Genomic DNA, 19,409 nt, shown 5'->3' on the forward strand with positions numbered 1-19,409 from the left:
GGGTTATGGCTTTACATCACCCAAGGTTCATCAGTGTCTAGGCTGATTTTTAAGCTGCTGATAACATTTTTTAATGTGCTCGTTGTTTGACCAGCCCGATAAATCACATAAATCGGATATGAAAACTCCGGTGAGTTAGGAACCATTTCTAATTGACCGGAACGTAAATAGGTTTCAACAACCCGAGTTCTAAAGTAACCATTGCCACCGCGGCTTAACATAAATTTTAATGCAAGTGGCCCTAAATTAAAGCTCAGTGCAGCTTGGCGAGGAACGGGCAGGGCGGCGTCAAACTTGTTTTTAAAATCGGCGCCCCAGTCGATAAATAGATTGGGTAATGCCGACTCAGTTGAACGTACATGCACTAATTTTTCTTCGGCGACTTGTTCTACCGTCAGGCCCGAATAATAGTTTGGTTGATGCACAACTATGGCGTCTAAGTTTCCAAGTTGCAGTTGTTCAACTAATTTTTCGGTCGCCGCCACTTCAGTGTGCGCTGTTATCGACGGGTGTTGGTGTGTGAGTTGGTTTAGCCAGTTTACGACAATAGGATTCCACAAGCTTATATCGGCACCAATGTGTACAGATTCACTCAGGTTTATCGGCAGTCGTAATTGTGCTTCGGGCATTTTCCCAGGTTTGCACTAAAGCCAATGCGTATTTAGCAAATACCTCACCTTCCCGGGTAAGCTTGGCACCGGAACGATTGCGAACAAATAAGGTGCAACAAAGTTGCGCTTCCAAACTCCTAACCCTTGATGTAACAGCGGTTTGAGTGATATTGAGTTTCTGAGCGGCCTCGATAAAAGTGCCTGTGCCCATGATCGCTAAAAATGTCTTGGCGAGTGAAATATCCATTAGTATCAATATTTTTCATATTAAAGATGTTTAATATTCGTTATACAAACACATTTGCATCTTTTAGTCTCCTCCAATTGCAAATTTGGAGCATGTTTTGAGAACGTTTGTTATATCGAAGCAGGATTGGAACGAAGGTCGTTTTAATTGTGGTGGGATAAAAACAACGATGTTTGTTATCCCTTTGATGAAGTCATATTTGGCATTAAACCGTTTTGTATTTTGGTTACGGCATAATGGCTGAGTCTCAAAAATCAAATCGTAGAGTTAACTCGCCTCAAGTTTACGCAACTTTTTTAAAGCTCATAGGCTTTGAAAGCAGTAAAACCACATTTGCTGAAAAACTCATTTCTGGGGTCGGGGCAACTTTTGGGATCTATTTCTGCTTTGTCTTATCTCAAATCTATTTGCCCAGCGATTACTCATCTATTTTACTAACGGCAATGGGCGCAACTTCAGTGCTTATTTTTGCGTTACCCCACGGCGCATTATCGCAACCATGGAGCGTATTTGGCGGTCATCTTATTTCCACAGGGTGTGGCTTTTTAGCTTTTAGTATTGTGCCTGATGTACAACTGGCAAGTGCACTTGCGGTCGGGCTAGCGGTGTTTTCAATGTACATATCAAAGTGCCTTCACCCGCCCGGTGGCGCAACAGCCTTGTATATTGTGTTGACTGCTCACAGTGCCTAGGGTTTTGTTCTGTGGGATTTTGTTAGCGTTGTGTTGATTAACATCGGCGTATTAGTGTTATTTGCAGTCGTGTTTAACAACTTGTTTCATTGGCGTCGCTACCCAGCTTATTTAACGTTTCATCACGCGGAAGTGCCAGATAATAAACAACATCTTAGTCACGAAGATTTTAATGCAGCGCTACTGCAGCTCGACTCGTTTGTGGATGTTAGCACCGATGAGTTAATCACCATTTGTGAGCTGGCTTTGGAGCATGCGAAACATGCCCAGGTGGAGATGACATTTTAATTACCCCAGCTTGTTTTTATAGCAACGCCGGTCTGGGCATGGCGTGGGATGTTCGAGAAGTCATTCGGGTGACCAAAACAGATGTGGTCTATCGATCAGCGACCAACAAAGCTGAACCAATAAACCGTTGTCATTTAACAGAGTTTAAACGCTGGGCAAAATACGAGGTTGAATTTGAACATAACGCATGGCTCAAGAAACAACGATTAAAAGCCGTTTCTTGAGGCAACTTCATTAGCTTCTTGTTGCCTTATTTATTCAAAAACGTGGCGGTTATCTTATTGGCTTGTTCCGTCACCGACCCCTGCACCTGAACGACTTGTTGCTTGGCTGTGGTAACGGTTTCTGTTACTTGAGACATTAACCGCTCGAACTCATTAAAGTCATTTTGTTGTTGTTGCGCACAACTTAAGGTTTGCTCGGCAACATCCGAAGATGTTTGCGCTTTGTGGCGCACTTCGTCAGTAGTTTCAATTAATGACTGAGCAATATGTGTTTGTTGCTCTGCGGCCGTCGATATTTGCTGGAAATTATGTTGTAGGTGGTCACTATGGGCAGTTAACTCATTCAGGATATCACTTGTGTTGTCGAGTGATTCTTGGGTTTTCATTGCGAGCTTTCTTACTTCGTCGGCAACAACCGAGAATCCGCGACCATGTTCGCCGGCTCTGGCAGATTCAATTGCAGCGTTAAGCGCCAGCAAGTTAGTTTGGCCAGCGATGTTTTTGATCACATCCATAACCTCTTGCACGCTAACAATACTATTGATGAGTTGCTCTAACTTAGCGTAGCTGGTTTTGACTTGTTGTGCCGTAGATTGGCTTGCAGCTAACATTTGGTCAGCCCCTCGCGGCCTATAACCATTGCCTTTGAAGTGTCTTGGGCGTTTTGTTCAACATCTTTGGCGAGTTCGTTTAATCGATTGTTGATATGCGACAAATTAGCTAAAACGGCTTGCGTTTCAGAAACCTTATTTCCGGTTTCGTCTGTTGCCTGTGCAATTTCTTCGGTTTGCTCTATTAGTGAGTTTAGCGCATCTGAAACAACAACCATTTGTTCAGACTTTTGTTCTGCTTCTTGCTTTTGCATCGTTAGCAATTGGTCAAATGAACGGGCAATTTCACCAAATTCAGAATTTGCATCGCTATTAATCGCCACCATTTCACCCGTATTTACCAACTTATCAAACGCATCTCGTAGCGCTCTTAGCGGTTTCAATACTAAGGTATGTTGGACAAGGTAATTACCACCAACAATCAAGGTCGTTGCCAACATCATGATAGTAGTTAGAACCGTGACAAACTGATAAGTGTTTTGCTTTTGCTGAGTTATGTGGATAGCAACTTGTTCAGTTATTTGCTCAAGCTTATTTATGTCGGTTTTAATTTCGGCTAGCGACAACAAGCGGTTATCTATGGTCTTAGTCGTATTTTGGAGCTCTTTTGGGTAGCGATTTACAACGCTTCTGAGCGTGCTTATAAACTCTTCCGCGATGTCAGTTTTGTCATCGTCATCATCAAAAAGTCTAAGCCGTCGTCTTCTGATTCGGCAAATACGCCTAAAAGGCCGATGTTTGACAGTTCGTTATTCAATTGCGTTAAATTGGCGAGCGATCTGTCGATATTTAATTTAAAAGCGTCATCACCGGATGCCACAAAAAACAAGCGATAATGGGATAACTGCTGCGACTCATATAAAAACGAAGAAGCTAGGTGCAGTAGTTTTTTGCGACTTTAGGGTCATTGTCAAAATTTAGACTGGCGTAATCGGCCAAGCTATCTGCAGCACCAAATAATTCTCTTTCTGCATTATCGAGCAGTGCATTTTCATTGCCGCCTAACTTACCGAGTGCACGGTATTTTCCAGCCATTTTCTGTTGAATATTGGAAAGTTCAGAGGTTAATAGCTTAGTCGTCTCAAGATCGAAATTTTCGGTTTTTATTTGAGTTTTTATTTGTTCTACAAACGAGTCCGCATCGCTCAGTAAGAGCGCATCACCTGAATTTAAGTACATTTGTATCGTGCGATAAAGCCGAATGTTAATGTCTTGATAAACTTGACGGTAGCTCGAGTCGTTAACATCCGCTTGCACCAATCTTTGTTTAGCCCAGAACAGGATTAAGGTTAATGCTAAAACGACAGTAAAGATGGTGAACGAACTGGTACGAACTATGGTTGAAATTCTCATTTAAAAACACAAATCTAAGAAAATATGGCGACATACTATTTTAGAAATGTGTCAGTTAAATGACATTGTAGGATAAATCCGCAAACTAGTATTAATGCTGAGTTTTAGGGAAATAAGGCTTTGGTCGCAACTTACGACCAAAGCAATTACGTAATTAGGCTAATATTTGTAACAAAACCGACTTATAAACTTTGGTGAGTTCATGCAAGTCATGTTTTTTAACGTGTTCGTCTGTTTTGTGGATGGAATGATTGGGTAATCCGAGCTCAACCACTTGGCAACCCGCCGCAGCGATAAAGCGACCATCTGATGTACCACCAGACATTGAAAGGCGCGGAAATAGCTTAAGTTCGTTAAAAATAGCCCGTTCTACTTCTGCGATTAGATCGATATCCTGCGGCGCAATATGAGTAGGAATATTGATATTTTGGCTTGCTTCATCAACGATACTACTGCCGCTGGTAAAGTAAGGTTTGCAAGGCCGAGACCACTTAATATCAATGTTTTTAGTCAATTGCTTTAGTTGCATTAAGCCATCTGTAATGCGCTTAATGATTTGCTCTTGGGATTGTTTGTGGCTGTACCGTACATTAAATCGTAGCGTGCATTGACCCGGAATGATGTTATCTGTCCATGTTCCTGTGTCTATGCTAGTGATTTGTAACTGACTACCAGGAAGTCTTTGCTGCCTTCATCCCACGACAGTTCACTCAACCAACGACCTAACATCATCGCTTTGTGCGCTGCGTTATTAGCGTCCTGAGGATAAGCAACATGGCCTTGTACGCCTTGGATCACAACCTCGCCTGAGACAGAGCCGCGACGGCCGACTTTTATCACGTCGCCCACTTTACTTTGACTGCTCGGTTCGCCGATGATGCAGTAATGTGGTACTTCATCTCGTTGCTTTAAATACTCCATGATTTCAGCAGTCCCGAATTCAGCTTCGCCTTCTTCATCAGAAGTGATCAAGAAGTAAAATGTGAAATCGTCGAGATTAATATGAGGCAAGGCATGTTCAAATGCAGTTAACATGGCTGCGATTCCGCCTTTCATATCTGCAACACCGCGTCCGATCAGCAGACCGTCTACGTCCGTTAATGTGAACGGATCCGCCGACCACTGTTCAGGATATGGGGCCGGAACCACGTCAGTGTGTCCTGCAAAGGCTATGCGTGTTTTGCCTTTACCAATCTTGGCAACAAGGTTAGAAACCCCTCGACTTCAAAAGCATGGCATTGCATGCCGAGCCTTTGGAACACACGTGACAAGTATTGCTGACAGCCAGCATCATTTGGCGTGATGGATGGGCGGTGAATAAGTTGGACTAAATGTTCCATTGTCTGGTCCAGATCAAACTTAGGTTGATCCATAACGGTTTGAGTTTGCATAATTCTTTTACATATCTGTAACAATTGGTGCTATTTAACCCTGTCAACATGACAATATTGTTATCTTTAAATGAATGAATTATGACATCTCAGTGACAGGCGTTAATGTCCCGTATTTCAGCCGAATATGAATAAACATCTACTGCAAGATAACGCGTCAATGATGGATGATTTTGTTAAAAACCAAGGCATAAATTAATGCTGTCATTAAGGCATATGTAGCGGTGAGCGTGGTGTGTTTATCCACAATATACTGATATAAAATAATGAAATTGTGGATAAAACATGGTTGTTGCGTTCCCCTGTCGCGTTAATAAGCGACAGGGAGCTTAGATTAAAACTCCATTTTGTAAGCAACACTGAAGCCAATACCTTTGGTGGTCGAACGTAGAAGCTCGTCATCAAAAGAAATTTCTTTTGCTCATCTAAAATGTTGGTGAGTTTTAGTTTAATGGACGTATCGTACGTTGGATAATATGTGTAATTCATGTCCAAAGAATGGAATGGTTTTTCAACGGCGTCATCATAGCCGTCGATACCGGCAACAATCACACGTTCACCAAATACATTGTAAACAACCGTCGCAGAATGCTCGCCATTTGCTGAGTCATAACCTAATTGTAAGTTAACCACATATTCAGAATGCCCTGTTAGACGACGTTCTAAGTTGGTTATCGAGGTCGAAACACCAGTTTGGTCAACGATGTTTTGACGGTCCAAGTTAATTTCAGAATCACTTAATGTCAGGTTACCTGAGATAAACGAATTTTCAGCAAAAGTTCCGAAAACGTCTTTTAAAACGTAAAGGTCCTGCAGGAATTCAAACTCAATACCTGTCACTGACGCGTTTTCGCCATTGGCGATACGAATAAGCGGTGGACCGTCCTGAGAAGGGCTTTGCACGGCTTCAATAGGCTTGTCTAAATCTTTAGTAAAGATACCGACAGAAATGTTGTTACCCGCAGCCATGTACCATTCCCAACGGATATCAATGTTGGTCATATCTGTGGTTTCGAGTCCCGGTGTACCTGATACTGGAAATTCAGTAAGCGGGTCGATGTAAGTCGCCGCGGTGATTTCTCTTAAGTCAGGGCGAACAACGGTTTGACCATAGCTGAAACGAAGCTGCATTTCGTCATTCATCATGTACGTTAAGGCAAGTGAAGGATAAATACCGTCTTCTTCAAACGTTAAGTCATCTACAGACGTTTGGTTATTTGTTAGCTGAACTTCGCCACTAAATGGGTCGTAAGGCAGTGCAGTTTGACTGAAGTCTTCAAAACGAAAACCACCAGAGATGCGATATACGTTATTGATAAAGAAGTCAGCTTCGGCATAAAACGCGTTAATGGTTTGCTCGGCTGTGTATAAGTCACCGGCAATTGTGGTGTCATTTAGAACTGAGCGCACTAAGCTCGCGTCGGCAATGGCATCGTTGCCAAGTATTTCGTTGATATTGTTACCCGTTAAATCAAACCCTGATGGCAAAGCGCGGGTATCGATATCAAAGCGTCGGTTGTCAGCAGAACGTGTTTTTTCAACAGCACTTGCACCGACTTTAAATTCCATTTCCAAATTAGAAAGATAAACTGGTAGAGACGCGTTAAAACCAATGTTAGTGACTTCATCGGTCAGGTCTTGGAAATTGAAACGTGCAGCGGTACGGCCTAAACGAAGTGATGACTCGTTTTCTGCGTCGTAAATTCCGTCTTCATTGGTATCACCAACAATATAAGACAAATCAAGGCCGCTTGGTGCTTCACGTCGAGATTCAGAATCAGAAATAATCCAATCGATTCCTAATAAATTCAAATCAGCAAATGTGTGCTGACCACGAATTTGCAAAGCCGTTAAATTACGTTGTTCGTATACAATTTCTTTGCCGTTTAAAATGGCATTATTTTCAGATGGTGAAACGTTACTCGATCGGCCAAATTTATTCCGGGCTTTATCGCTCGTATCGTTTAAGACGATATAGGTTAAATCTAACTCGTGAGCTTTGTTGTAATTGGCGCCGAGGTTTAACATAAACGACGTTTTAACTTCGTTTGTGGTCGTTAGTATATCGTCGTAACCGCGCACAAACGTATATTCTTTTGAGCCGTCTTCGTTATCAAACGACGCCCATTGCTCTAGTTGATATTCTTTAGCGACTTGCCAAGCATTATCGTAGGCAAAAGTAGTCATGAAGCCGTACGTTAAATCACCGGCGTCATAGACATCACCAAAAGCCACATCAAACCCTAGATTTGGAGCGACTGTCGTGGTTTCTGGATTTAGGTCTTTATTTAAATCTAATAGACCCTGTAAGCTTTCGTCTGCACTAATTCTGTCAAGTGAAGTAGAAGCTTCGCCTACCGGAGCCCAAAACTGGCTGATTGATTGTGGCGCATCACGACTACCGTCATCCTGTCCCAACCAATCTGTATCGCTACCTGTGTAGGTAAGTCCGTCGTCAAAGTTATTGGTGTTGCCGCCGAGTTTAACGCTGAAATTAAAAATGCGTTCATCTGGAATGCTCTTTAAACGGATGTCGACATTACCACCACCAAAAGCTGCAGGCATAGAAGGAGAAAATGATTTTTGAACCGCTAGACCCTCGATGATATCGGCAGGAAATAAATCCAGTGGGATAACCGAACGAGTTGGATCTGGGCTTGGTACTGCTGCACCATTTAATAGGGTTGATGAATAACGTTCACCTAATCCACGAACATAAATAAATTTACCATCGACTAATGTTAGACCCGTTACGCGGCGAAGCGCTGATGCAGCGTCACCATCGCCGGTACGAGAAATCTGCTCCGCACCCATGATGTCGGCAACAAATGCTTGCCCACGGCGTTCTTCAAGAACGGCTGCGGCACTGCCTTTTAGGCGTGTACCCGTTGCGACTACTTCTTCCATTACGTCTTCGTCTTTGTCATCTTCAGCATAAACAAAGGTCGGTGCAAGTGCGGCTGTCATGGCTAATGTTAATGCTGACAAACCAAATCGATATTTAGTTAGGCTCATGATTACTCCAGAGTCATTGATTCTTTTAGTATTTTTAAACTATAAAATTTTGACGCTAGTCTACGGTCGGTTTGTGACACTTAGATGAAGCAAGAGTTACAGAAATATGTCACAGCGAAGGGATTGTCATATTTTGGAAATGCCAAGGCGCTTAGACTTGGATGCATTGATTTATCAGGCGTTATCGAAGCTTTCTAACATGGTTCAACAAACCACAGAGGCATGAGATTAAATAGGCGTGAAATAAAAGGATGACAAAAGAGCGATTATCATCGTCTTTTGCCATCAAGTTACGTTTGTGATTTTACGTTAAACAACTCAAGTCATATTGCTCAGGTTGGTGATACAGGGCAAAACCAAAACGCAGACGATCGCCACGGAAATCGGTTTTAATGCCATGTTCACTAAGGTAACTTGCGAGTTGTTGGACTTTGTCCTCAGGTAACCTAAATGTCAAAAAGTGACCGTGTTGATTTACCCTGTTAATTGGCGTGTCGTTCGAGGACTCGATGGCATCAAATAGACTATTTTGGATTAGATTACTGCGATTAATGTCAGGGTGTTGCAAGTCGTCGATGATGGCTAAAAACGCCCGTTGGCATTTGAGGACATGGTTGTGGATGGTATCAACGGTAATGCCATTCTTTTTAAATAAAGTTAATGACGCGTGTAAGCGATACATAGCCGATAAGTCCGTTGTCGCACCGGCAAACTGTTGGCCATTTTTGGCATAACCGACTTTGCCGGGAACACGCTGGTGGAGATCGCCAAATTCCGCAAACCAACCCGTGTAACTCGGCTGGAAGTTGCCATCTGGGATCACAGCAAAACATGCGCCTTCACCGCCCTGAGCATATTTGTAACTGCCCGCGAGGTAAAATATTTTGTGTTCTAATTCACTTAAGTCAGTAGGGATAGCAAAAAACCATGATAGCCGTCAATGGTGATGATTGGCGATTGCGGTAAGCCATCGATAAACTGCTTAAGATCTGAGATGGCCAAGCTGGAATTAAAAAAGACCTTAGCTACAGAAGATCCAGTCGTACTCGTCCTTGTTCGCTTGTTCAGTAAAACGTTGTTCAAAGGTGCTAAAGGGCTCGGTTGGGATTCGAACTATGTCGACGAGATCGTCCTGTTGCCAACGTTCACTTTGTCTTTGAAATGAATAAAACTCGCTGTCCGTGGTTAGAATCTTGATCTTTTTGTTTGGTCAAAAATGCTGTAAATACGGTAGAGAAGTTCATGCGTATTGGGCGCAAAGACAATTCGTTCAGGTGCTTGGATGTGCAGTGCGTCGGCAATAAGCGATTGGCACTGCGGCATTTTTTCGCCCAAAATTCGTTGCCATTTATCGTCTACCAGTTCTGCGGTGTCATCCCAGTATTCCAACATCGCTTCTCGTGTTACGTCGGGCCAATAATGATGACTGTGACAGGCAAAATGTTGAACATTAGGGTTTGCGGTTAAAAATCGCTGATAATACTGCTGAAACATAAGGCAATCCAAAAAAGGAGACAAGCTACAATTTATTGAACGAAATCAAATGTTGCAAGTCTGACAGGTGAGTTAAGTAAAAAAGCCAAAACGAAGTTGTAACAAAATCAAAACAGAACCTCGACTTGATCGCGGTAACTGAGTGCTTTGGGATCTAAAACTACATTCTTTGTTACAATTGTGGGTTTTAACTTAGCTTCTAACTAGGTCAAACTGCCTGCACACTATTTTTTAAAATAGCAGTTACCATGTCATTAATTATATATTTCACTATGGAAAGTACATGTTCAATATCACCCCTTTTAGCAAAGTTAATTCGGCACAAATACGCTCACTAGCCATCCCTTTGGTTTTGGCCTGTAGTTATTTTTCCCCGAACGTCTATGCCGACAGCTTCGATGAATTAAAAACATCGTTAGCATCGCTCACTGAAACGAGCTAAGGTATCGGGTCGAATTACCTTGTCGGTAGATGAAACCCGCGGTGAAAAAGACGATGATGATTTTGAGCAAAACTCTGGTTACATCAGTTCGTATATTAACTATGGTAAAAATGGCTTAGCGATTACCTATGACGCCGATATTATGAGTCAATTGGAAACCGAGTTTGAATTGGTAGCAGAAGATGAAGAGGCTAAAACGCCGACATTAAAGGGACTAAACGAACTTAGAACTCGAGATGTCACTGCGATATTATCCCAATCTCAGCGTCTACTAAAAATGTTAAAAACAGCTGAGTTTGTTTCTGAAAAACAAGTGGAATACAAAGGTCAGCAAGTAAGAGAGTTACAATTTAAGCTGGCATTGGATTCAATAATAAATGATCAACGAACGCGTGATTATGTGGATAAATTTAACAGCGACTATCGAGTCATTATCGACGACAACGGATTCCCAATGGCGTCAACGCTTACCTACAGCGGGAAAGGGCGTGCGTATATCGTCTTTTCATTGAAAGCGTCAGGTGAGCGCCATGATGAATATCGAGTCATAGGCAATCGGTTGGTGAATATTAGTTCTCACAACAAATCAAATTACGATTCAACCTTTGGTATAGGTTCAGTAGAGACTCAACGCTTTTTTGACGCAAGTCAAAAATCGGTAAGCCAACCACATTAATTTTGCTTTAGCGCACACGCTTTGCAAATACAGGCTTTATCTTTAAGGTCATCCGGCACTTTGTTTAGCAGTTCTTTGGTAAACGTAATGTCGGGTGATGTACACCAACAATCTTCTCCACAATTTGTCAGATTTCCGCACTGGTTATCGGTATTACACAAAGGGCATAAATTGGGTTCAACTCGGATGACTTCGCTACTCAAATGGACCTCGTATAAAACTGGTTAACGGGACAACGCTGCGCAGAATTATAGGCGATCATAATTGAATATCCATAGATTTCCGCACCTTGTTCATTTTCTGCGTCATTATCAAAATTGTTAGCTCTGAGGAATGGGATAAACCGAATTCCAAATAGCTATCACGTAAAAAGTAAATAGCAAAAAGCCACTGACATGCAGTGGCTTTTGATATTGGACGTTAAGGCTGATACCAACCTTAACGAATTTACTCTACTGGAGTTTAGTCTAGACCTACTGCCCAACCCGCTGTCCAGTCGTTGTCCGCATCTTTAACCGCACCGATAAAATCAGTTGTGTCGAAGAACGAATCTACTGCATTAACATCAGTCGCTGTTGTTGCGTCGATAGTGAAGTAACCATTTAACACTGCGGCTTTATCTGCTGCTTTAGTGTTACCAGCGGCTGTCCACCATGCGTCTAGGTCTACATCGTTGTCGCCATTTTTGAAGTTCTCAGAACATGCGATTACAGAAGTCATGAAGCTGATTTGTAAACCGCTAGTTGCTTCAAGGTAAGCTTGACCGTTCGGGTTAACGTCAGCGCCTTCAACTTCAAAACATTCGCCGCCTGCGTTAGTAATAACCGCGTTGTAGAACTTAGCTGCTGTACCTTCACGAAGATAAACACCTTCAGAATCTTTATCAGCTGTGTCGTAGGCGTTACCTATGATAGTGATGTTAGAAATCATAGGGTTAGATACAGGTGTTTTAGACATGTCTTTGTCGTTATCCGCTTCGATACCACGGTTAGCTTCGCCGTCTGCAGAATCGTGTTGGATAAGAACATACTGTAGTTTACCTACATAGCCGTTGTCCCAATCTACGCTGTCATCTTTGTTGCCAGTAAGGACTAAGTGTTTTGCATTAACCGCGCCGCCGAAGAACTCAACACCGTCGTCTGCATTTGCGTGTACTTGCAAGTAATCAACCGTTGTACCAGAACCAACACCAGCAAATGTTACACCGTTTAACTCGTTGTCAGGAGCAACTTCAAAGCCTGCATTTTTAACAACAACATACTTTAATGTACCTGAGTTATCAGTGTTGTCTGTGCCGCCAAATACGCCACCAGAAGTGACACCTTCAACTTGTAGAGCACATTCAGAACCGTCAGTAGGACATTTGTTAGAGATACCGTTACCTAAGATAACGATGCCGCCCCATTGGCCAGAACCTTCAGTTTGGTCAAGAACGTCTTCTTTAGATGTAAATACAACTGGCGCTGTCGCCGAACCAACCGCTTCGATTTTAGAATCACGTGAAACCACTAAGTAGTCGCCACCATTCGAACCGTAAACTGTTGTGCCTGCATCGACTGTTAAGATAGCTGACTGTTCTTTGTCACCACCAACAAATACCGGACCGTTAATCGCCCACAATTTGTCATTAGTTAATGTAAGGTTTGACGTTAAACGTCCAGAAATTTCACATGTATCCATTACACCGTCAACAGAATCAATTGATGCTGTGCCAGCAGGACAACCTGCAACTGATGGAACACCACCACCGAAACCAAATGCCCAACCTTCACGCCAATCTGATGTTTCAGGAATTGCACCGATAAAGTCTGCAGTTTCTAATGCGCCTTTACCTACAACATCCATTGCAACAACTTTGTTATCGCCTGTAATTGGAGAGTCATCATGTGCAAGTGGTTGGCCGTTAGCCGCTAAGAAAGCACTGTCAGATAGTGAGTTGTTTTTAGCAACATCAGTGAACCATGTATCTAGGTTTACGTCAGCATCGCCATACTTGAATGGTTCAGAACACGCGATTACGGTATTTTGAATCGTGATTTCGCCATTGCTTAAGTAGTCTTGACCGTTTGGATTTACATCAACCGCTTCAACTTCAAAACATTCGCCGCCAGCGCCTGTGATGATAGAGTTGTAGATTGACGCTTTTGTGCCTTCACGTAAGTAAACGCCTTCAGAATCTTTGTCTGCAGTATCGTAGCTGTTACCAACAATAGTTAAGTTAGCGATCATTGGGTTAGACACTGGTGTTTTAGTCATGTCTTTGTCGTTGTCGCCTTCGATACCACGGTTTGCTTCACCGCCACTGCGATTGTGTTCAACGTAAGCATATTGGATTGAGCCACGGAAACCGTTGTCCCAGTCAATTGAATCGTCTTGGTTGCCTGTTAATACTAAGTGTTTAGCATTTACTGTACCGCCGAAAAATTCAACACCGTCATCCGCATTTGCGTGTACTTGCAAGTAGTCAACAACCGTACCTGAACCGACACCACCAAATGTTACGCCGTTTAATTCGTTGTCTGGGGCAATTTCGTAACCCGCATATTTAACAACAACATATTTCAACACACCAGAGTTGTCTGTGTCGTCTGTCCCACCAAATACCGCTCCATCAAATGCCCCTTCAACTTGAAGCGCACAAGACGTACCGTCGTCTGGGCATTTATTTGAGCTTGCGTTACCAAGGATAACAACACCGCCCCATTGACCAAGGTGCTGTTTGCTCACCTAGGATGTCTTGTTTAGACGTCATAATAATTGGCGCGTCAGCTGTACCTTCAGCCATAATTTTTGAACCACGACTAACAACTAAGTAGTCGCCGCCAGTTTCGCCAAATATTGTTGCACCGGCTTCTACGGTTAGAATCGTTGCATCCGCATTGTCGTTACCAACAACAACAGGACCACGAAGTGCGTAAACTTTGTCGCTTTCCAACGTCATGTCAGCAGTAATTGTACCTTCAAGAAGAATGATGTCGGCTTCAACGCCAGTTGCCGCTAAGTATTCAGCTTCAAGTGTTTCTTGGTCAATTTCAGTTTGCGTTTTAGGTTCTTCATAACCTGCACAACCAGCTGGAATTGGCGTCACTGCACATTCATCAACTTCTGTCTTTTTGTCATCATCGCTACTACAAGCCGCTGTTAATGAAACAGCAACAGTCAGAGCTGACAATTTAAATAAATCTTTAAGTTCCATTTTGCTCTCCGCATTCAAAATTTTGTTGTTAATTACTGACTGGACAAAATGTCCAATTAATCGAAAAATCTGCGGCACAATCTACTGGTTGTTAATGTCATTTTTATAACGACTGTATGACGCTTCTGTTACAAATGGTCATTTGGGGTTGTCATAATTAGAAATAAATGGGACTTTGAAACCGGTTTGAATTTTAGTTATTTGACTGATATTTAACGTTTTTTATAATATTTGTGAGCGGATATGAGACCGTAACAATTGAGTCTCTGCTAGTGACTCGATCTTAACTTAACTCTGAAATTTGACGAAAAACGATTTTAATAAATACATTTTTGTCACTTGCTTGGGGTTGGTACAAATAGGCATCAATGTTAGAAAAAATGGCGTTTAATGGCTCCGCCAGTTCGGGGAAATATTGCAATAAGTGCGCTTGATAGTCGGCAAGGGTTTGCTGTGATTGGCGTGTTAAGTCTCGGGGCGTAAGCCTTTTTTAGGATTATGTTGTTTGTCATATTTTGTTAAACGTTGTTCTAGTTTGGTTAATACTTGGGTGATTTCATTACTTTGGCCACGGGGTCTGATTGTCATCCAGACCGCGCCTGCAATGATGACAACTAGGGTAATAAATACATAAAGGATATGGCGCATATCGGTACTTTGTAACCAACTGGTAATGCGATTCTCTTCACGGGTGGGATCAAAATCCAAAACCCATATCGTCCAATAATAATCAAGAGATTGGATTTGCTGGCGTAGGGTATTTAACCAAGCGACGGATTTAACCATTTCCATCGGCTCGACATTTACGTTGTTATTAATGACCTCTGAGCCGCCAAGTCCCTGCAAAATCCTATTTGGCGCAATCGTCGCAGTAGGGTCGAAGCGGTACCAATGTCCAGAATTGCTATTGTCTGCTTGTTGCACCCAAAATTCGACCTATAGGCATGCGCTGATGAGTCATAAACGTTAAAGTAGTTGCCATTGGGGTTGTATTCGCCTCCTTGATACCCTGCGACAACTCGGGTAGGAATGCCCTGTTGTCGCAACATAACTGCTGTTGCACTGGCATAGTGGGCGCAAAAGCCCTGTTGTGTATCAAACAAAAAGTTGTCTATATGATCCCCAGTTAATTTGGGTGGCGTTAAGGTGTATATAAAACCATTTTGACGGAAGTAGTTGGCAATAGATTTGATAAAAAGTTGGCTCTGCTGTTGTTTGTCACTGGTAGTTTGCTTTGCGATAGACATCCAACGATGGCTTAACTCCGCCGTATTTGCATGTAGGTTAGGTGGCAAATATAGGTTTTTTTCTTTTGCCTGTCCGTCAAAGTTATTGGTCTAGTTGAAACCTTTACCGCTTGCTCCGCACCTAAAACAGACACTAAAGCCAGCTGGCCAGTTTGCGCTTCATATTTCAGTTTAGTGGTTAATTTAGTGGCATAACTTAAAGTGTCATCGTGGTTATGGTTCACTTTGTCGGTATTTGAATGACTATTTGCCAACGAAAACAACCAAGGCTGGTGGGTTGGTTCCGCTATTACTGAATAGGTTATTTTAGAGGGGAAACGTCGTTGTCAGACGATAAATCATCAGCAATATATAGGGACGAATTTGATTGTTGGGCATTCCGAGAACGTTTGGGCAACCCGGCGATTGCCCAGGTTTTTCCGTTAAAGTTAGGCATTGTCATAACACGCCAATACAACTGCTGCTGGCTCGGATTGTTGTCATCAAATGCGACTCGAAAGGCCAAACGGGTTGATTGGGCTAATTCGGCTATATCACCTATAGTGTCATACTTTCACTGAGGCCCGACACCGTTTGCTCTTGTTTAGGTAGTTTCCAAAAAGGCGCTAGGTTTGGTAACAGTAAAAAATCAAAGCTGCTAATGGCACGCAAACCAGAGTGTACTTAATCAAAAATCGAAATGTATTTGATATGGGTTGTTCTGGGTTCTCACAAATAAAAAGGGCTAGCCAAGTAATCAAAATGAGCACGAAAAACAGCAAGCTATACAAAAGTGTTTGTTCGTAAATAAAACCAACGCTGATCAGGAAAAACAGACATAAACACAATTTATGCATAATAAAAAACTGTCGGGGTATTTGACTATTAATTGTAGCGGGCAGGGTAAACCACCAAAGAGCAGACCCTGCCAACAACAAGTTGACCATAGCGTTGATTAAGCCTGAGTGCCGAACAGACAACAGGATAACAACCGTCATCCCCAGAGCCCCGATATTTTTACTGGATGCGCGGGATAAGACACTAAGTAATGCTGAGCCTTGGTGGATTAACACTAATCGAAAGACCAAAAGACCAGAGCAGGCAATAAAAACCGCTGTCGTGATAGGCTCGTCCAATGCAAACATCAAGCAGAATAAAACGCTGGCAATAATTTGCTGCGTTAACTCAAATCGCGTATTGCTCGAATTAAGCTTCATGTGATGTTAGTCCATACAAGGCAAGGGCTTTTAAACACTCAGTAAGATGGGCTTCCCTCTATTTGGCATGATGATTTTGTTGCCAAATAAAGACGAGGTTAATGCCAACCCAAATTCGGCGTCTTGTTTGGTTAATTCAAAACAGGCGAAACACAATATCGATAAGTTTTGCTCTAAGTCGTGGCCCGATAGGGAAGACAAGGACAGCCACTTTAAGTCGATGTCGTTATTGGAATATTGTTTTACCAACCAATCTGCATCGGGATTTTTGGCTTGATGTTTCCATGAAACACGAGAAAGGGGTTGCCCAACTTGGTAAGTGCGGAGCTCATCAAAGTCCATGTCGCTGGTTGACTGTTTAGTTGAGGTATCAAGTTCCAAACTGTCGATATGATTTTGTAAAGTTGAGCCTGCAGTAGCTGAACCTAATTGCCATGGTTCGGCCAAAGGCGAAGGGTAAACCCATTGTTTGTTGGAAAAGCGTAAAAAGTCCAGCAGCGAAATAACCCAAATGGATACCGAGATTGAAGTCTAATATCTCCTAATTGCTGGTGGCCTCGCTGTTTCGCCGTGCAAGGAACCGTAAACGTCGTGTTCGCTTTGACGTCAAACACGCAATGCTCGGAACGGTCAGGTAAGCTAAAAATCCAATTGTGACGATCTTTTTAGAGCCTAGGTGCAACAACATTGAGAATGGCTCACCACTCACAGTGTCAGGTAAGTCTGTTAAGGCCAGCGTGGCGCCGTTTAAATTAAAAAACATAGGTACATCGCACCGAAAAGCCAAGTAAACAGCAAGTAACTGACAATAAGGATAGGGTTGTTTTGATAATTGGTTCCAAGGATAAAAAGCAACACGATCATCAGAAGTAAACTGAAGCCAAAACCCGTAGGAACAATAAATAAACGGCTATGGTCTAACGTCATCCGCGTTTGGCGAGGAATTCGCTTTTCGATAAACTTTTTTAATGTCCCTTTTTTTGGGTAGCCATCGTAATTACAACAAGGGGTCGACGTTATTTAAAATGGCGGCTGACATAGAGTGTTCATTACTTACGCTATGAATACCAAATCGATGTTCAGCAACCGCACCAAAAACCTGTTTTATATGATCAGGCGTAACATAGTCTTGGTTTTCGATAAAAGCATAAGCCTTCGCCGCACTGATCAAAGCCAAGCCTGCACGGGGAGAAAGTGGGTTAGGGCATTGCCCAGGTTGACGAGTAAAATGCAGCAGGCGCATGACATAACCTAAGGTGGCATCAGAAATATTCACATCTTGGATCTGTTGTTGAATTTCGGCCAATTCCTTTCCAGTAAATACGGCGGTCAGCGATTTTAGTGTCTGATTTGCGCCGCCATTTTTTAGCATAGTTAGCTCTGCCTCGTGTGGCGGGAAGCCTATGCTAATTCGCATCAAAAAGCGGTCTAATTGCGACTCAGGCAGTGGGTAAGTTCCGGTTTGGTGCAACGGGTTTTGTGTGGCAATGACAAAAAACGGCTTTGGTAGTGGGTAGGTTGTACCGTCAACACTCACTTGCAACTCTTCCATGGCTTCTAACAAAGCGCTTTGGGTTTTTGGGTTTGCCCGATTTATTTCGTCAGCTAAAATTAACTGATTAAAAATAGGCCCTTAGTGAAACTGAAAGGCATGAGTGTGTTGATTAAATATCGAAACACCAATTAAGTCAGCAGGAAGTGCGTCAGAGGTAAATTGAATACGTTGATAATCAAGGCCAAAAACAATGGCGAGCGCATGGGATAATGTTGTTTTTCCCATTCCCGGTAAATCTTCAATTAACAAATGCCCATTGGCTAAAAGGCAGGTCACCGCGAGTTTGACCTGATGCGGTTTACCTAATAAAACTGAATTTAGTTGTGTTAATACTTGCGAGATCGTTTGCTGATTTTTTGTCATGCTACTGCTCTTTTTATACGTACACCATGATACTAGATTGAAAACCGACAAAATCCTATAAAAACCAGCAGGTTTGGATCCTAAAAATGATTAATTAGTCGTTTCGTTTTCGGCCAGTAGGGACCGTAATACGAGTTGTAAATCCTCTTTGTCAAAGGGCTTAACCAAATGTTTGTTCATACCGATTGCAAGGGATTTTTTAATATCTTCTTCAAATGCGTTGGCCGTTAATGCAATTATTGGAATGGTTAATCTAAGTTTTTCGCGCAGAACTTTAGTCGCCTCATAACCATCAACCTTAGGCATATTGATATCCATCAATATAGCGTCATATTGATTATTGGGATCACTGCATAAATCAATGGCTTGTTGTCCGTCTCTCACTCGACTTACTTTATAGCCCATAGATTTTAAGTATTGCTCAGCAACATGGGCATTAATGTCATTATCTTCAGCGACAAGAATATGGAAATTGCTCGGGGTATGATCGAGTTTGTCGTTTGATAATGCAGTGATTAATGTGTCAAAAACTTCGATTCTTGCAGTGGCTTACTAAAATGGAAATCGAATAAGTTTTCCTTTAATTGAAAAGCGTCAAGGTTGTCTTCAGACGCTGAAATGAGGATTAGTTTTTGATTTTTTAGCGGTGATAATTTCGGTTTAAGTATTTCCGCAACTTGCTCACCACCCATACTACAAGCATGTTCAAATCGATGATAAATAAATCAAACTGATTAATATCGCATTTTAATAACTCTTCACCAGAACTAAAGATTTCAGCCATTACATTTAAGGCAACAAGTTGATG

26 protein-coding genes and 3 pseudogenes are annotated in these 19,409 nt (G+C 42.3%); 5 read left to right on the top strand and 24 right to left on the bottom strand.

The genetic code is table 11. The annotated features are described in order from the left end of the window. Positions 1-11: 11 nt before the first annotated feature. Together PN838_RS15790 and PN838_RS15795 are read right to left on the bottom strand one after the other, a co-directional pair. Positions 12-629, bottom strand: a complete 618-nt coding sequence (locus PN838_RS15790) for a substrate-binding domain-containing protein (protein WP_272181267.1) — start codon at positions 627-629, stop codon at positions 12-14. Then, positions 589-858 (bottom strand): LysR family transcriptional regulator, encoded by a 270-nt coding sequence (locus PN838_RS15795; RefSeq protein WP_272181268.1) that lies wholly within the window; start codon positions 856-858, stop codon positions 589-591. Before PN838_RS15795 ends, PN838_RS15790 begins: the two co-directional genes overlap by 41 nt. Before the next feature lie 97 nt (positions 859-955). On the opposite strand from PN838_RS15795, the gene PN838_RS15800 reads away from it, so the two are divergent. From PN838_RS15800 to PN838_RS15815, 4 genes are read left to right on the top strand one after another with little or no spacing between them, the layout of a single operon-like run. Next, positions 956-1,102: a hypothetical protein gene (locus tag PN838_RS15800; protein WP_272181269.1), complete on the top strand. Its 147-nt coding sequence runs from the start codon at positions 956-958 to the stop codon at positions 1,100-1,102. Then, entirely contained in the window at positions 1,095-1,550 is a 456-nt protein-coding gene (locus tag PN838_RS15805; protein ID WP_272181270.1) for an HPP family protein, read from the top strand. Before PN838_RS15800 ends, PN838_RS15805 begins: the two co-directional genes overlap by 8 nt. 30 nt (positions 1,551-1,580) lie before the next feature. After that, positions 1,581-1,838 (top strand): hypothetical protein, encoded by a 258-nt coding sequence (locus PN838_RS15810; RefSeq protein WP_272181271.1) that lies wholly within the window; start codon positions 1,581-1,583, stop codon positions 1,836-1,838. A gap of 38 nt (positions 1,839-1,876) precedes the next feature. After that, positions 1,877-2,062, top strand: coding sequence for a hypothetical protein (locus PN838_RS15815; protein WP_272181272.1), 186 nt, complete (start codon positions 1,877-1,879; stop codon positions 2,060-2,062). Positions 2,063-2,088: 26 nt separating this feature from the next. Here the strand turns inward: PN838_RS15815 and PN838_RS15820 are convergent, their stop codons facing one another. From PN838_RS15820 to PN838_RS15865, 11 genes and pseudogenes are all read right to left on the bottom strand, one after another. Next, a complete protein-coding gene (locus PN838_RS15820; protein WP_272181273.1) occupies positions 2,089-2,673 on the bottom strand; it encodes a methyl-accepting chemotaxis protein in 585 nt (194 codons plus the stop codon). Next, positions 2,667-3,242 carry a methyl-accepting chemotaxis protein gene (locus tag PN838_RS15825; RefSeq protein WP_272181274.1) on the bottom strand — a complete coding sequence of 192 codons (576 nt, stop codon included), beginning with the start codon at positions 3,240-3,242 and terminating at the stop codon, positions 2,667-2,669. Before PN838_RS15825 ends, PN838_RS15820 begins: the two co-directional genes overlap by 7 nt. A 71-nt stretch (positions 3,243-3,313) precedes the next feature. Next, the gene (locus PN838_RS15830; RefSeq protein ID WP_272181275.1) at positions 3,314-3,493 is read right to left on the bottom strand and encodes a hypothetical protein; all 180 of its coding nucleotides are present in this window, start codon (positions 3,491-3,493) and stop codon (positions 3,314-3,316) included. A gap of 53 nt (positions 3,494-3,546) precedes the next feature. Further along, the gene (locus PN838_RS15835) at positions 3,547-4,026 is read right to left on the bottom strand and encodes a hypothetical protein (protein ID WP_272181276.1); all 480 of its coding nucleotides are present in this window, start codon (positions 4,024-4,026) and stop codon (positions 3,547-3,549) included. 154 nt (positions 4,027-4,180) lie between these two features. Beyond that, positions 4,181-4,555: a M20/M25/M40 family metallo-hydrolase gene (locus PN838_RS15840; protein ID WP_272181277.1), complete on the bottom strand. Its 375-nt coding sequence runs from the start codon at positions 4,553-4,555 to the stop codon at positions 4,181-4,183. Between the two features lie 60 nt (positions 4,556-4,615). Continuing rightward, positions 4,616-4,684, bottom strand: a pseudogene (locus PN838_RS27455) (hypothetical protein); the annotation flags it as partial. Then, positions 4,672-5,220 (bottom strand): M20/M25/M40 family metallo-hydrolase, encoded by a 549-nt coding sequence (locus PN838_RS15845; protein ID WP_334313526.1) that lies wholly within the window; start codon positions 5,218-5,220, stop codon positions 4,672-4,674. The pseudogene PN838_RS27455 and the gene PN838_RS15845, both read right to left, overlap by 13 nt. Continuing rightward, entirely contained in the window at positions 5,196-5,417 is a 222-nt protein-coding gene (locus tag PN838_RS15850; RefSeq protein ID WP_272181278.1) for a hypothetical protein, read from the bottom strand. Before PN838_RS15850 ends, PN838_RS15845 begins: the two co-directional genes overlap by 25 nt. 207 nt (positions 5,418-5,624) lie before the next feature. Beyond that, a complete protein-coding gene (locus PN838_RS15855; protein WP_441295813.1) occupies positions 5,625-8,384 on the bottom strand; it encodes a TonB-dependent receptor domain-containing protein in 2,760 nt (919 codons plus the stop codon). Positions 8,385-8,736: 352 nt separating this feature from the next. Then, positions 8,737-9,255, bottom strand: coding sequence for a hypothetical protein (locus PN838_RS15860; RefSeq protein WP_272181279.1), 519 nt, complete (start codon positions 9,253-9,255; stop codon positions 8,737-8,739). Positions 9,256-9,617: 362 nt separating this feature from the next. Then, positions 9,618-9,926, bottom strand: a complete 309-nt coding sequence (locus PN838_RS15865) for a hypothetical protein (protein WP_272181280.1) — start codon at positions 9,924-9,926, stop codon at positions 9,618-9,620. A 461-nt stretch (positions 9,927-10,387) separates the two neighbouring features. Here PN838_RS15865 and PN838_RS15870 point away from each other — a divergent pair, with 461 nt between their 5' ends. Beyond that, positions 10,388-11,044 (top strand): hypothetical protein, encoded by a 657-nt coding sequence (locus PN838_RS15870; RefSeq protein WP_272181281.1) that lies wholly within the window; start codon positions 10,388-10,390, stop codon positions 11,042-11,044. Here the strand turns inward: PN838_RS15870 and PN838_RS15875 are convergent. The 11 genes and pseudogenes from PN838_RS15875 to PN838_RS15910 all read right to left on the bottom strand — a co-directional run bounded on the left by PN838_RS15875 (position 11,041) and on the right by PN838_RS15910 (position 19,385). After that, on the bottom strand, positions 11,041-11,247 hold the full coding sequence (locus tag PN838_RS15875; protein WP_272181282.1) for a cysteine-rich CWC family protein: 207 nt from the start codon (positions 11,245-11,247) through the stop codon (positions 11,041-11,043). The two genes, PN838_RS15870 and PN838_RS15875, sit on opposite strands and share 4 nt — an antisense overlap. Positions 11,248-11,506: 259 nt before the next feature. Then, the gene (locus PN838_RS15880) at positions 11,507-13,771 is read right to left on the bottom strand and encodes a beta-helix domain-containing protein (protein ID WP_334313388.1); all 2,265 of its coding nucleotides are present in this window, start codon (positions 13,769-13,771) and stop codon (positions 11,507-11,509) included. Then, positions 13,722-14,240 carry a beta-helix domain-containing protein gene (locus PN838_RS26535; protein WP_334313389.1) on the bottom strand — a complete coding sequence of 173 codons (519 nt, stop codon included), beginning with the start codon at positions 14,238-14,240 and terminating at the stop codon, positions 13,722-13,724. The genes PN838_RS15880 and PN838_RS26535 overlap by 50 nt, the downstream gene beginning before the upstream one ends. Positions 14,241-14,705: 465 nt before the next feature. Further along, complete coding sequence (locus PN838_RS15885; protein ID WP_272181283.1) at positions 14,706-15,164, bottom strand: hypothetical protein; 459 nt, start codon at positions 15,162-15,164, stop codon at positions 14,706-14,708. Positions 15,165-15,190: 26 nt separating this feature from the next. Then, positions 15,191-15,487 (bottom strand): annotated as a pseudogene (locus tag PN838_RS27460) (transglutaminase-like domain-containing protein); the annotation flags it as partial. A gap of 11 nt (positions 15,488-15,498) precedes the next feature. Next, the gene (locus PN838_RS27465; protein ID WP_370661047.1) at positions 15,499-15,750 is read right to left on the bottom strand and encodes a hypothetical protein; all 252 of its coding nucleotides are present in this window, start codon (positions 15,748-15,750) and stop codon (positions 15,499-15,501) included. A gap of 38 nt (positions 15,751-15,788) precedes the next feature. Continuing rightward, the gene (locus PN838_RS15890; protein ID WP_334313527.1) at positions 15,789-16,028 is read right to left on the bottom strand and encodes a TgpA N-terminal domain-containing protein; all 240 of its coding nucleotides are present in this window, start codon (positions 16,026-16,028) and stop codon (positions 15,789-15,791) included. A 685-nt stretch (positions 16,029-16,713) separates the two neighbouring features. Then, positions 16,714-17,130, bottom strand: coding sequence for a DUF58 domain-containing protein (locus tag PN838_RS15895; protein WP_272181284.1), 417 nt, complete (start codon positions 17,128-17,130; stop codon positions 16,714-16,716). A gap of 550 nt (positions 17,131-17,680) precedes the next feature. Continuing rightward, positions 17,681-18,601 (bottom strand): annotated as a pseudogene (locus tag PN838_RS15900) (AAA family ATPase). A 90-nt stretch (positions 18,602-18,691) separates the two neighbouring features. Continuing rightward, complete coding sequence (locus PN838_RS15905) at positions 18,692-19,138, bottom strand: response regulator (RefSeq protein ID WP_334313528.1); 447 nt, start codon at positions 19,136-19,138, stop codon at positions 18,692-18,694. Between the two features lie 103 nt (positions 19,139-19,241). After that, on the bottom strand, positions 19,242-19,385 hold the full coding sequence (locus tag PN838_RS15910; RefSeq protein WP_272181285.1) for a hypothetical protein: 144 nt from the start codon (positions 19,383-19,385) through the stop codon (positions 19,242-19,244). Positions 19,386-19,409 lie beyond the last annotated feature (24 nt).

The organism is Psychrosphaera algicola, assembly GCF_028401425.1.
Taxonomy (GTDB): Bacteria; Pseudomonadota; Gammaproteobacteria; order Enterobacterales; family Alteromonadaceae; genus Psychrosphaera; species Psychrosphaera algicola.